General features: G+C 46.9%; 12 protein-coding genes. 1 reads left to right on the top strand and 11 read right to left on the bottom strand.

Annotated elements, in window-relative coordinates; genetic code table 11:
• Nucleotides 1–13: 13 nt before the first annotated feature.
• From BTJ40_RS09725 to BTJ40_RS09675, 10 genes are all read right to left on the bottom strand, one after another.
• Nucleotides 14–1,534: an amino acid permease gene (locus BTJ40_RS09725; RefSeq protein ID WP_238152181.1), complete on the bottom strand. Its 1,521-nt coding sequence runs from the start codon at nt 1,532–1,534 to the stop codon at nt 14–16.
• A gap of 231 nt (nt 1,535–1,765) precedes the next feature.
• Nucleotides 1,766–2,569, bottom strand: coding sequence for a class I SAM-dependent methyltransferase (locus BTJ40_RS09715; protein ID WP_108732901.1), 804 nt, complete (start codon nt 2,567–2,569; stop codon nt 1,766–1,768).
• A 36-nt stretch (nt 2,570–2,605) separates the two neighbouring features.
• Complete coding sequence (locus BTJ40_RS09710; RefSeq protein WP_108735231.1) at nt 2,606–2,974, bottom strand: STAS/SEC14 domain-containing protein; 369 nt, start codon at nt 2,972–2,974, stop codon at nt 2,606–2,608.
• A 71-nt stretch (nt 2,975–3,045) separates the two neighbouring features.
• A complete protein-coding gene (locus tag BTJ40_RS09705; RefSeq protein ID WP_108732900.1) occupies nt 3,046–3,591 on the bottom strand; it encodes a hypothetical protein in 546 nt (181 codons plus the stop codon).
• Between the two features lie 307 nt (nt 3,592–3,898).
• On the bottom strand, nt 3,899–4,363 hold the full coding sequence (locus BTJ40_RS09700) for a hypothetical protein (protein WP_108732899.1): 465 nt from the start codon (nt 4,361–4,363) through the stop codon (nt 3,899–3,901).
• Nucleotides 4,364–4,608: 245 nt separating this feature from the next.
• The gene (locus BTJ40_RS09695) at nt 4,609–5,694 is read right to left on the bottom strand and encodes a sorbosone dehydrogenase family protein (protein WP_108732898.1); all 1,086 of its coding nucleotides are present in this window, start codon (nt 5,692–5,694) and stop codon (nt 4,609–4,611) included.
• A 150-nt stretch (nt 5,695–5,844) separates the two neighbouring features.
• Nucleotides 5,845–6,858 (bottom strand): GlxA family transcriptional regulator, encoded by a 1,014-nt coding sequence (locus BTJ40_RS09690; protein ID WP_192879398.1) that lies wholly within the window; start codon nt 6,856–6,858, stop codon nt 5,845–5,847.
• A gap of 2,150 nt (nt 6,859–9,008) precedes the next feature.
• Entirely contained in the window at nt 9,009–9,656 is a 648-nt protein-coding gene (locus BTJ40_RS09685) for an OmpA family protein (RefSeq protein ID WP_108732896.1), read from the bottom strand.
• Between the two features lie 629 nt (nt 9,657–10,285).
• Nucleotides 10,286–10,513 carry a SlyX family protein gene (locus tag BTJ40_RS09680; protein WP_108732895.1) on the bottom strand — a complete coding sequence of 76 codons (228 nt, stop codon included), beginning with the start codon at nt 10,511–10,513 and terminating at the stop codon, nt 10,286–10,288.
• The gene (locus BTJ40_RS09675) at nt 10,513–11,655 is read right to left on the bottom strand and encodes a serine hydrolase domain-containing protein (protein ID WP_108732894.1); all 1,143 of its coding nucleotides are present in this window, start codon (nt 11,653–11,655) and stop codon (nt 10,513–10,515) included. Before BTJ40_RS09675 ends, BTJ40_RS09680 begins: the two co-directional genes overlap by 1 nt.
• Nucleotides 11,656–11,765: 110 nt before the next feature.
• Between BTJ40_RS09675 and BTJ40_RS09670 the strand changes: the two genes are divergently transcribed.
• A complete protein-coding gene (locus BTJ40_RS09670; RefSeq protein ID WP_108732893.1) occupies nt 11,766–12,230 on the top strand; it encodes a PaaI family thioesterase in 465 nt (154 codons plus the stop codon).
• 63 nt (nt 12,231–12,293) lie between these two features.
• On the opposite strand, the gene BTJ40_RS09665 is transcribed toward BTJ40_RS09670, so the two are convergent.
• Nucleotides 12,294–13,127, bottom strand: a complete 834-nt coding sequence (locus tag BTJ40_RS09665; RefSeq protein WP_108732892.1) for an ion transporter — start codon at nt 13,125–13,127, stop codon at nt 12,294–12,296.
• Nucleotides 13,128–13,140 lie beyond the last annotated feature (13 nt).

Below are 13,140 nucleotides of genomic sequence, written 5' to 3'. Positions count from 1 at the left end.
GCCGCCCTCCGGCTCACTGATCAATGTCAGAAAAGGATTGCTGTTGATGACCGCCCTCTCCTCGCCAGGAGGGCTTGTGAAAATAGAAAATCAACAGGGGGACAGTGATCGCCAAAGCAATACCCCCCAAGTTTAATGCCACATAAGTCATCGGACTTTTTATGGTCAATTGTTCCGGCGGGAAAAATGAAACAACCAGGGCAAATGTAACCGAGACCAAACCTATCCCCGCTATAATACAAACCCCTGGCAGCCCGCCAGGGATACGGAAACTTCGCGGCAGGTCCGGCTTCTTAATGCGCAATCGAATAACCGCAGCAAACATCATGATGTACATAATGATGTATAAGCTAATTGCCATTACTGAAATCAGGACAAAAGCTGTAGAGACGTTATCCATCAGGATGTAGATGGACGAGATTGCTGCTACTACCGCAAACTGTGCATAAAGAATATTTTTTTGTACACCCACCCGGTTTTCTCTCTGGAACCATGGTGGCAGCATCCCATCCTGAGCAGTGGCAAGTAACCCTCGACTGGGGCCAGCCAGCCATGCCAGGGCTCCACTTAATGCGCCGTAACCAATCAGCCAGGAAAGTGCCTGTACGGGCCACTGAATCCCAAGTAGTTGCTCGAAAGCTCTCTCGTAGGCCGTAAACAAGCCAGTCTCTACAGAGATCTCCTTGTAGGGCAATATTGCTGCAATTGAGAGTGCCCCAAGAGTAAAAACAAGAATGGAAATAACAGCTGCAATAGCAATTACCGCTGGGTAACCTCGGCGGGTATCACGCAGTTCTGACACGTGAGTGGCCTGCGCCTCCACCCCGGCAAAGGCGAGTAAAATACCACCGAGAAATGCAATCGCCCCCAAACCATTAATATGGGGAAACCAGCGGGGATGCTCAAAGCCATCTCGGCGCACTGCGACTTCGGGGTCCGTCAGCGTCTCCCAGCCGATAGGATTGCCGCTCACTACCCACCACACAGCCAGGATAATCAAAATCACGCAGGGAAATATGATGCCCACCAGGAAACCGAATTGAGCGACCTTTACCAGAAAGCTCGTTCCAGTAAGTGCGATCAGGGTGGCTAGCAAGTAGGCCAGAATACAAAAGCCGCCAATATAGTAAGTGTTATGGGCGATAGTATTGTCGCCCACTGCATAGGCTACCGCCGCTGCGGCAAAGCCCAGTTCAGTGGGATACCAAACAATGCATTCGATCCATTGCAACCAGATCGCGACAAACCCCATCTTCGGTGTGAATGCCTCCCCCACCCAGGTGTAAACACCACCAGTGCGCTCTGAGAAAGCGCTGCCGAGTTCTGCCGAAACCAACCCTGCGGGCACCAAAAACAGCAGAGCCGCGAAGCCGATATAGAAAAACATCGTCAACTCTTCCTGCGCCATCATAGGCAATGTGCGCAGGCTGGTAACAACCGTTGCGGCCGTTAGAATCCCCAGCGCCGCCACAGAAAACATCTTCCTGTTGGCAATATCAGGTGTATTAGTTGTACTGCTCCCGTGTGGTCGCACTGATAGAACTCCCTGGGTTGCAATATTTTTTGCGGCGGTACCAAGAAGCAAAGCCTATCGTTGGCTGCAACGGGAAAGATGAGATAGTTGAGGTGCCGCTGGTAAAGAATAGCCCGCCCTTTTAAGAAAGGGCTCGCTGAAACATAAATCTCATCGCCAGCTGATGCCCTCTCCTCCTCGTCAGGCATAAAAAGTACAACTATCAGAAACGCGGACACCGGTAACTGGAAGTCAGCCTGGAACTCCATGCTTGGTATAGAGATCAAAGCGACCGGATTTCCCCTCCAAAGAGAAGTTGGGTTTCTTATCTGCCAGATAGGGGGCAAGCTTTGGGCGTTTTACAACTGTCCGGTAATAACAGGCGGCAAAGGCGGGAGCCAGTAGGCTATCGGCATCCTCATCAGCTCCCACCAAATGGTGAAAAGCAACCATTTCCTTTTTAACCTTGGCAGCCTTTCCCCGCGCAGGAAACATCGGGTCCAAATAGACAACGGGAATGGATTCTTCCGGCTGCTGAACTAACCACTTCGAAGCGGCTATACAAGAATCTACCAGGCTTAATCGCTCTGAAATCGCAGCCAATTCAGCATCGCCCATAGATGCTTGCCTAAGCCGACGTACTCCATCCTGGAGCAGCTGGAAAACAACCGGATTGCGCTCCAACATTTGTACCTCACACCCCAGCGCTGCCAAGACAAAGGCATCTCTTCCCAATCCGGCAGTAGCATCGAGGACTTTGGGGTGGAAGCCCGAGCGAAGCCCCACAGCTTTCGCTACAGGTTGGGTTTTACCGCCACCATATTTGCGGCGATGGGCAAGTGTTCCGGCAACAAAATCCACCCATACAGGCCCCGCAGCTTTGCGCCCAGTCGCACACAGCTGCAACTGCTCCCCGAAGCACAGCACTTGTGGAAAATCGATTACATCAGCGGGAGGGATAGCTCCGAGGAGGGGGCAATCTAACTGAGCGGAAAGTTCTTCCGCAGCGGGAATATATTCTGGCGCCGCAGCGACAATGGCCAACGATGGACTCACCTGCCCTCCAGGTAACAGTGAAAAAGGGAGGCGATGCTAACCCGGTTTTTCCAACCATTCCAGAGCCTGTGCGGACTCCCCCACGGGAAAAGGGCGCACCTCAGCACTGATAAAGTGGCAGGCGAGACTGGGCATAAAACGAAGAATGGGGCTATCAGAGATTACGGCAATTCGCCGAATGTGCCGCTGGTGATCCCGAATAAAACGGAAATGAGAGATCATTGCAACAAGGCTCTCCCAACCAACGAAATCTGTCGCATTTACCAGTAAGCCTACAATTCTCCCCTGCTTTCTGATGATAGGATCAATTTGTGCGGCCAATAGCTGGAAATCCTCAGCGGTAAGCTTTCCAACAGGACTAACCTCCAGTATTCGATCTTCCTGATGCCAAACATATCCAATCATATTTTCAGAATGAGGTAAGGCCGCACTCCTGTGCGACCCTGGCTTTCTCTTGATCCGGTGTAACTGGGTCATCACTGCTGATCGTTATTGTTCTCCATACCCTCATCAGTACCCGTATCAGATCCCGCCTCATCGGATGAGGAGTTCATGTCGTTATTCATGCCCTCCTGAGCCTCCTTAGAAGCGTCTTCAGCAGCTTCATCGGCCTGCTGGTCAGTTCCGTTCATCGAACCGTTGTCGTTTCCTGGCATGGTGGCAGAGTCGTTACTATCCGTACCCATGTTGTTACCCGAGCCCATATTGTCTGACCCGGACATGGTGGAATCAGATGAGTCCCCGGTATCAGTAGATCCGGGAGCGGCCGGATCGGTCTGATCTGAGTCCTGAGGCATCTGATTATTGGGGTTACCCATACCATCGGGGGGATTGGAGTTGTCTGACGGAGCCATTGAGTCACTACCGCTACCCCCACTTGAGGGAGTAGAGGAATCCCTCATCTGCTCACTTTTCTGCTCCATGGAGTTGTAGGCTTCCCTCGCCTTATGCTCGCCGCTACGGGACATAAAGTAACCGATGATCAGTAGCAAAATGATCAGGGGAATTAGTAACTTCTTCATATCTGGACCTCTCGACCCCAGGCAAATTCAAAAGAAGACATTCATCATAAAACGGAGCCGGTTACTAAGATCTGGTCGGTATGCGTTTTCGATGACAATCCCAAACCCTGACACTCCAGCCTGTTTACAACGGTGCGCGGTCGATTGAGACGCAGCGTCAGTAAAAGAAGGTCGCGCCAATACTGATAAGAATAACCCTCCTTTGGGGTTCTTCAAGGAAGAGAGCCTTTTCACAGCAGTTTCGATTGCTGTAAAGAAAGAAGCGGTTAAAACTGAAAGTTCTAATGGAGCTTCAGAAGAGCAATCCCTAGCCCTGCTTAACAAACTTACTGAGCTGGGCGAGTATCGCGGAAGCATCTGACTCAGCAATAACGGCTTCGCAGCTTCTCAGGTGCAACCTTCCGTAGCTATCCAAATTGGCAAAAATCAGATAATTTTCACCTTGCTCCAGTTTTCTATCACAAGACTCAAATCCCAGGCGGAAAGTAATCTCCCCCCCCATGGGCCCCTTCCATACCTGGCTGGGAACGGCGGAGTAGACATATCCTGAGACCGCTGTAACCCCATCTTCAGAAAGGGCACTATCTACATCACGGTGGACATCAATCACCTCAACTTGCGCCACAATCTCAGCCTGAGCAAAACGAAGCTCCAAGTGCGCAGTGGCTGATGCAGCCATGTCCTCAGCTGCGTATACCCAGCCACTCAAAAGAAGAGAAAAAACATAAATCGTTATTCGGGGAAATATTTCACAGGGGAATTTTTGCGCCACAACTCTCTCCTTACTTGTATCCTTGCCGAAGTAGACATAGCACAAGCAGCGAAGATCGGCTTACTCTTTTTATTAAATCCTGTGCAGAAACCAGTAGTTGGGTAGATTTGGCAGGTCATTTAGAACGGTATCCATATTGCTGATTTAAGCCCCTGCAGGAATCCGCCTTATGTAGCTGTGATTCTGAGACACTTTTCGACACGGGCTAGCCAATTGGCAGCCCTGGCAACTCGAAAACCTATCGATCAAAGACTGCTATAGCTTAAGCGGTAAATTTTATGGGCGAAATCATCGGAAATTAACACACTGCCATCTGGCATCTCCAGGAATGCAACGGGACGACCATAGGTAATTTCATCCTGCATAAAGCCAGTAATCAGCGGTTTGTAATCAGTAATCTCACCACTTTCAACAGTTGCCAACATCACCCGATAACCAGATTTTTTACTCCGGTTCCAGGAACCATGTTCGGCAACCAAAAGATTCTGTTGATAGCCCTTAGGGAATTGTTCACCGCGATAAAAGTGAATTCCTAGAGGCGCCACATGGGCATCTAGATTTAATACCGGCCTGGAATAGTCAGTGGCTTTCTTGCCCTGACCAAATTCCGGATCTGCAATATCGTCACCGTGAAAATAGGGGTAGCCAAAATGCTCTCCTGAAAAGCTTACCTTGTTGATTTCACAGGGCGGGATATCATCACCCATCATGTCCCGACCATTGTCTGAAAACCATAATTCATTAGTTTGCGGATGGAAATCAAAACCAACGGAGTTTCTCACTCCATTAGCAATCACTTTTGTTTTTTTAGTTAGCAAATCCAGAGAGAATATTTTTGAGTAATTTTCGTTGGCATCACAGATATTACAGGGCGCGCCGACAGGCACTATCAGCTGTCCCTCACTATCAAAACGTAAAAACTTCCAACCATGATGCCTGTCCGTTGGAAACTGATCGTAAATAACCTCTGACTTCGGTTTATCAAGGTTTTTGTCAATTTGAGGAAAACGAATGATCTTATTGACATCAGCCACATATAGATCGCCATCTTTGTAAGCGATACCTGTCGGCGCCTTTAAACCATCCATCAATAGCCAACGTTGATCAGCTATACCATCATTATCCGTATCTTTGAATGCATAGACCTTCTTCGCACTGAAAGAACCTGAAAATACTGTACCCGACTCAGAGCGCGCCAATTGACGAGCTGTCTCAACATCTTCCGCAAAGTAGCTGAGCTTAAAGCCCTCGGGTACCTTGAGGTAATCAAGAGCTATCTCAGCATTTGCAGAAGATGCAAATAATAAACCGGCCAAAAGTATGTATTTCATATTTATATTCTTGCAAAATATAAATATTAACTAAAAGTAAAGATATTGATCAACTCAGACGTCTAGATTCAATTGAGCATTCAGCTCTAACACTGAAAATCCCCCTTCCCACCTGGAAGATAACCGAAAAAGTATCTGAATCAAGCGTTTTTAAGCGAATTGTTTGCGGTATTTACTTGGAAGAATACCCTTCTGCCGAAGAAATGCCCTTCTCATTTGCTCCTGAGATGAAAAGCCGCACTGAGTTGCCACTACATCCTGACTAATCCCTGCCTCCAAGATTAACTGACAGGCTTTCTCAACTCTAACCTGCTCTAAATATCGAGCCGGAGTTACACCTATCTCACTTGTGAAGCAACGAGAAAAGTTTCGGGGGCTCATTGCTTGCTTTTTAGCCAAAAAGTCAACGCTGAGAGACTTCTCTAAATTTAGATTTATCCATTCCAACAACGGAGAAAACCTATTGTTTTTTAATTGCGCCTGCAAATAGCTACTGTACTGACTCTGATCACCATCACGCTTCAGATACAAAATCATTTCTCGAGCAACTAAAAGTGCCAGCTTTCGACCAAAGTCCTCCTCAACCATAGCTAAGGCCAAGTCTATCCCTGCACTTCTCCCTACTGAACTGTAGATTTTCTTATCTTTCACAAAAATTGCTTTTTCATCTACTTCAATATTTTCATATTTTTTTAGATCACCAATGTATTTTTCATGAGTTGTAGCCCTATGTCCTGATAAAATTCCAGCCTCGGCAAGTACCAATGTACCACTTCCGCTTACCCCGATTCTCTCAACTTCTTTTGCCTTAGCTTTCAACCAATCAAGAAACTGACTGTCATCTGTTAAATCAAGGCAACTTTTCGCGGTACCACCACCAACCAAAAGTGTATGGATCGAATCCGCCTCGTAGAAACACTTATCTGGATGCACTTTCAGGCCCGCAGTGACTTGTCTGGGCTCTTTGCTAGCAGCCAAAAATTCAATGTTATATAGCTGATTTTCGCCATACCCAAAATCGGCCATTTGTTTATTAGCAAACGAAAACACCTCAGCTGGGCCTGCGATATCCAGGCATTGGGCACCAGAACAAATAACGATCGATATCGTTCTCTTTTTACTTGCTTTGAGACCCAGGTATGGTGATGGGATACTACTTTTCACGGCAAACACCTACAACTAACTTGTCAATCCTGAAGGATTCTTTATGTTTTCTCGCAAATCTAACTTGGCGCAAAAAGGCAAAATAACTCATTGGAATTAAGTGACTTTGCATTAGGATGTACCAACCACTCATATTCTGTAAAGTGATATTATTATTACTTTAAGGAATAACGAGTCACCTAAAATTTGGGACCTTTTAACTGACTAAATTTCATCCCACTTGTATCTACAAGCCGCACCAGTAAAATTTACAACCTTAAATGGTACCAACGAACCATTAATTATCTCGCTCAAACACCAATAAACATTATTTTCCACCCAGGAAAATCTGACACTTTTTGCTTGTAAACCAGCAGGTAATTGAAGGTCACTTTTCGATACATCTAAATTAAGCACTAATTAGAGACCTGCAGTACTGCCTCAACCCGTCTACATTACCCAATAAAATCAACCTGAAAGAGGCAAATAATCAACCCCAACAAATAACAAGAAATAATTCCAAGCTATAAATTTTAAAAGAACAAATAGACTTGAAATTTATACATTTAAGTCTGCATTTCATAAAATATTCCATCAAGTGTGAAACAATTTTCCCATCTAAAAATATTAACCAAGGCCGCCATACTACCGCTTAAACCATAAACTATTTACTTAACGATCAATTCAACAATTAAGTGTAGCCACTACATCTACCAGTATATTAAGTGAACACCCTGCCTTCACTGGAGCTATTAAAATTCTAAAGCCTCCTCTTAAGGGAAGAGTCAAGGTTTTATTTAAGTTAAGTACTCATTGAGTAGGCTTTTCAGAATCTCCTTTTAGCCAACACCTCCTACAAGAACCACCTATAACCCTTATAAAATTACCATCTAAACTTAGGGAAAGAGCCTTTCCATCCTCTCGATAATTTCTTCAAGTGAAATACTGAAAACGACATCAACGTAAATCTCACGAAACATTTAAGCAATGAAGATTGACAATCATCATTGCCCTACATCTTAGAACTTATCTTTTTCAACCAAAAGGACAAGCTTCCTGCAACATTTCACCTTATGGTCTCTAAAACTCAGTCAAGTTCACAACTACAATTATTATATTTCTTCAGCATCCATGGCAGTTGCTCACCGGGGTAAAAACATGAACAATAATACTCAGATAAATACCTAACCAACTCACTGTACCGAATTAAATATCGGGCAAGATAGACATGAACATCTACCCAGCCTCACCTAAAATCCGCAAAAAATATTTATAAGAAAATACTATTTATGAGCAAACTCGATTGACATCAGGAAAGCAGTAAACCTTTAACGGCCAACCTAACTCTACTCACCGCACTCATAAAAATATCCAGCGCACCCCCAGCCGCAAAAACAATATATATTTTTGACTCGCATCACTTTAATTAACACTATCGTACCAACCACCTTAATGGACAAAATATAAAGTACATATCCAAAAACCGAAAAAACCACGAAGATATTATTAGTGCCAGGCCAACCCCAGACAACTTAATTTTAGGACTTTCCTGCTTACTTGACTGCCAACACGCTAAAAATCATGAAGGAAGTAAAATCAGAATATAGGTAGTACTGCACACCCAAGCAAAAAACAGATATTATTTTTCACACATAAAAAACATGATTAGCAAATTATTTTTTAATACACATTCTGGCATTTCGATTTTTTTGACTGTCGGGCAGGATGAGATTTCAAAGAATAACTGACCACCCTCGATTGACCCACAAAACATTCTCTGAAAATTTAATGGAATAAAAATAGTGGTAAGCTTTGGATTAGCTAGATTTACTTGAAAACAGAGCAACATGAAAGACTAACAATAAGCTCTGAGTTGAAAGAAGTGGCTTAGGTGGCAACCGAAAAAACACCGTAAAAGGGTTCTAAAGATGGCAATGGGGTAAATGAGAGAATTCTTTCTCAATACGTTATCGATCGGGCAACTTGAGATTAAATTCGAGAGCTCTTTGTCAGGAAAAACAAATAGCTTACTCAGACAGGCATTAATCAAGAAAAATTAATAAATTAAACAGAATAATATTGGGAATTAGTGAAGCGGTATAGTGCTCAAGTCGATCAACTTGAGCACCAATGACAAAACGACTAAAGGTAGAAAATACCTGACCTAATCGTTATAACGGCAGCAGTTCCAACTCAACCCGGCGATTTGCCTGGCGCCCAGCTTCAGAGTCATTACTGGCAATAGGATAACGCTCACCGTAACCTACTGCTTGGACACGACCTGAAGAGACGCCCTGACCGCTGAAGAAACTGGCTACAGAATTAGCGCGCTGCTCACTCAGGCTCTGGTTGTAAACATCTGAGCCCGTGCTATCGGTATGGCCGCTTACCCGAATGGCCGTCTTGTCAAATTCTTGCAGGACAATAGTGACCGATTCCAGGGTGTCATAGAAATCTGTGCGAATATCTGCACGGTTAGTGCCGAAAGTAATATTGCCAGGCATAATCAAGCGAATATTGTCTCCTTCACGCTCGACACGCACACCAGTGCCTTCTAATCGCTGACGCAGCAGCATTTCCTGGCGATCCATATAGTAACCAATACCACCACCGATCGCCGCGCCACCCAGGGCTCCTGTCAGGGCACCTTTTCCGCGGTCTTTTTTACTGGCAGTAGCGACACCTACGATCGCTCCAGTCACAGCTCCAATTCCAGCCCCCTTGGCTGCATTACTGGTTTTACTTTCACCTGTATATGGGTCCAATGTGGAACAACCGACCATTGAACCCATTGCCAGGGCTGCTACCCAATATTTCATTATTGGCTCTCCTAACGCATTTTTAAGTAACGGGCATTCAGCTGCACAAGATCCTGCGCAATCTCAATATTGTTCAACACGCTAACTGACTGGCGGCTGAACCAACCCAATGAATTTTTCCTTAGATTAAGGCGAATTGATTGTCAGTTCTACTGACTAGTCCCCATTAAGTACCGACCGCTCATAAATGAGTACCAATAGTGGGCAGAGCATCGAGCAAGAAGCATTCAACCCCCGGTCTTCCACAACTTCTGTGGATAAAACTGTGCATTAATCAGCGGTGCTCCACGCCAGGCGGCGTGAGCCCTCGCCTGCAGCGTTTTGCACATTTTTTAAACTCTTCAGTTTTCTTTGTAAAAACAACAAGTTATAAATTTGCCAAGACAGCATACAGCGGTGGATATCTCTTCCATTAAGACCAATTTTTACCATCCAGGAATGTGGAAAAGTTTGTCAATAGCCCTGCCCCACTTTGAAGTGATTTTTTTAGACGCTTTTGTTTTTAAAGCGTCATCCAAGAGGCAGCAAATACCACTTAACCTGTCATTTAGAGACAAAATCTATTTGTACGCCAAGCCTGTGGACATCTCTAAAAACTCCACTGAAAACCATTATTAGCTGGAGTCCGACTAGTAGTGCGGTGGCTTTTCATCCAGCAGCTTGCCCCCTCCCTGCATTTCAAAGGCAATGGTGCGATACTTTTCTCCCAGCTCACGCATGTGAGCGAGCAAAGAGCGGATATCCGTATCCTGGCGAGCGATCACATCGTTCAACTGGCTTATAGTGTCCTCCTGGAAAGCCAAGCGGCTCTCCAGCTCATCAATCCGCTCAACCAAGGCCTGTATTTCTTCAGTCATTACAACAACCCATAAAGAACATCGACCAGGCCCACCGCTCGGCGATCCATAAAGAGGCTCTGCCCCAAACGAGTAGTGACATAACCCAGGCCCAACCCTTTTTCCGGATCAGCAAAGCCGACACTACCGCCAGCTCCCGGGTGCCCAAACCCATGGTTACCACCAAAGCGCAGGTCAGCAGCAGTACTGCTGCGAATAAACCCGCAGCCAAAGCTTACCTCCGCCTGCAATACTTTATCGCGACCATGACTCTGCTCCTTTGCCGCCTCATCTATCAACGGCCTGGGTAAAATAGTCGGCTCGTCACAAGAGAGTTCACCGTAAACCGCAGCCAGATCTCTTGCACTAAAATGACCATTGGCTGCGGGAATCAGGGCACCGCGCCACTCGGGGCTATTGGTACCCATCATCAAACTCATCGGATTACTAAATGCCATAGCAACCGGCCCTTTGCGATCTTCTTTTATGGCTCGTCCAATTGCATTTTCACGCAGTTCCGGCAATGGCTGTTTCAGCGGGCTGACATCGGCAATTCTCTGCGAGCGATGACCGTTCGCACCGAAGCCTCCATCAAGGTTGAGGGGTTTGGCTAACAATTCCCGATAAAGTTCCAACAGCGGTTTTTCAGCGACCCGCTCAATCAATCCACCCAGGCTCCAGCCATATAGAAATGGTGCGTATCCCTGAGCACTGCCGGGGGCCCACCAGGGCTCTGTACCAGCAACCTGATCACAGGCCGCCTGCCAATCGTAAATCAAACTGTCTTTTACCCGCTCCCGAAAAGCGACGAGACCACTGCGATGGCACAACAATTGGCGCGCGGTGACAGCCGATTTGCCCGGGGCAAATTCTGGCCAGTAAGCCGCTACCGGACGATCCAGATCCAGCTTCCCCGCCGCAACCTGCTGCATCGCCAACACCGCAAGGATGCCTTTGGAAGAGGAGAAAACATTGGCCAGTGTGTCTTCGGTAAATGGCCTCTCCGCTCCCCGGTCTGCACTTCCTGCCCACAGGGAACAGATTAATTCTCCATGCTGGCGCACGGCAAAAGCCGCTCCTGTATCACCACACTCGCGAAAATTTCTGGCAAAAGCATCGTAAAGAGCCTCAAGACCAGGGGCACAAAAGCCGTATATTTCCATGTATTTACGTCCAGATAATTCGGGTAACTCTGCTGCAAGCCCGCAAGGGTAGTTTCTTCCACTCTGCGGTGCAAATCGGTACTATGGCGCGCTCATAGCGAGGGACAAATATGACTCAGGAAAGCGCAATTCAAGATCAGATCCAGGGTAACCATTGCTTCGGTTGTGGCCCAGACAATGACCAGGGCCTGCGTATTAAAAGCTACTGGACCGAGAAGGATCAAACCCGCTGCGAGTTCCTTCCCAGCTCCCATCACAATGCTGGACCTGCACAATATTTAAACGGTGGAATCATCGCTACGGTTATCGACTGCCATACCGTATGCACAGCCATCGCCGATGGTTACCTGCAAGCCGGACGAGCTGTCGGCACTGGTGACAAGATCTGGTATGCCACCGGCAAACTGGATATTAGCTATCTGGCACCGGCTGCCATCGATAAACCGGTCATTCTCGAAGCAACTATTGTTCAGCGCTCCGCCAAGAAAACCGTTCTGCACTGCAATCTCACCAGCAATAGACGCCTCTGCGCCAAGGCAGAAGTCATAGCAGTCCGCGTCCCGGATGAGTGGTAAAACCATAAGCTGATAAGTGGCTGCCGGCCCTGTTTTGGCCGACAGTGACAAAATGTGAATATCTTACAGCGTTTCGCTCTCTTCCATATCCTCCAGGCGATGGCCGCAGAATTTGCAGTATTCCGCATCTGGGTCATGGGCACTACGGCTGCAGTTATCACAGCGCTGTTGTACTCGCTCCCGATGCATTTCTCCAGCCAACTCCGCCGTTAGAATACCGGTAGGCACTGCAATAATTGAGTAACCAATCAGCATGGTCATTGCAGCAATGCCCTGCCCCAAAGGAGTTTGCGGAGAGATATCGCCATAACCAACAGTTGTAATAGTCACAATGGCCCAATACACACTGGTGGGAATACTGGTGAACCCATGGCCCGGCCCCTCCACAACAAACATCAAGGAGCCAAAAATAATGCACATAACCAAAACACTGGAGTAAAACACCAGAATTTTACGCCGGGCCAGCCCTAGGGCCCGCAGCAATACATTGGCATCACGCAAGTAGCGCACCAATTTCAGGATTCGGAAAATCCGCAATACCCGCAACAGGCGAATCACCAACAGGTAAGTGGCTCCGGTATAGAGAAGGGCCAGGTAGCTGGGGAGAATTGCGAGAAGGTCCACAATCCCATAGAAACTGAAGATATATTTGCGCCGATTCACCGTGCAATATATCCGAGCGATGTATTCAATGGTAAAGAGACCAGTAAATACCCATTCCAGGCCGATGAGTAAGTGCTCATAGCGGTCGCGCACCGTACCTATGGAGGTCAGGAGCACCAAACCCACGCTGATCAGGATCGCCCAGATCAAAAAAACATCAAAATTTCGCCCTGCCCGGGTCTCGGTTCCGAAAATTACCTCATTAAGCAGTTTTCGACGTCCTGCCAACGCCATCTATCACCTCAAC

Origin of the sequence: Microbulbifer sp. A4B17, assembly GCF_003076275.1 — a bacterium.
In the GTDB taxonomy this organism is placed as follows: Bacteria; Pseudomonadota; Gammaproteobacteria; order Pseudomonadales; family Cellvibrionaceae; genus Microbulbifer.
The sequence above is the reverse complement of the archived record's forward strand: the minus strand, read 5'-3'. Positions and strand labels throughout refer to the sequence as shown.

Coding starts and splice junctions, on each gene's coding strand:
- BTJ40_RS09695 (WP_108732898.1), bottom strand. CDS start 5,694: ATGAAATACATACTTTTGGCCGGTTTATTATTTGCATCTTCTGCAAAT.
- BTJ40_RS09670 (WP_108732893.1), top strand. CDS start 11,766: ATGACTCAGGAAAGCGCAATTCAAGATCAGATCCAGGGTAACCATTGC.
- BTJ40_RS09685 (WP_108732896.1), bottom strand. CDS start 9,656: ATGAAATATTGGGTAGCAGCCCTGGCAATGGGTTCAATGGTCGGTTGT.
- BTJ40_RS09705 (WP_108732900.1), bottom strand. CDS start 3,591: ATGAAGAAGTTACTAATTCCCCTGATCATTTTGCTACTGATCATCGGT.
- BTJ40_RS09665 (WP_108732892.1), bottom strand. CDS start 13,127: ATGGCGTTGGCAGGACGTCGAAAACTGCTTAATGAGGTAATTTTCGGA.
- BTJ40_RS09675 (WP_108732894.1), bottom strand. CDS start 11,655: ATGGAAATATACGGCTTTTGTGCCCCTGGTCTTGAGGCTCTTTACGAT.
- BTJ40_RS09680 (WP_108732895.1), bottom strand. CDS start 10,513: ATGACTGAAGAAATACAGGCCTTGGTTGAGCGGATTGATGAGCTGGAG.
- BTJ40_RS09710 (WP_108735231.1), bottom strand. CDS start 2,974: ATGATTGGATATGTTTGGCATCAGGAAGATCGAATACTGGAGGTTAGT.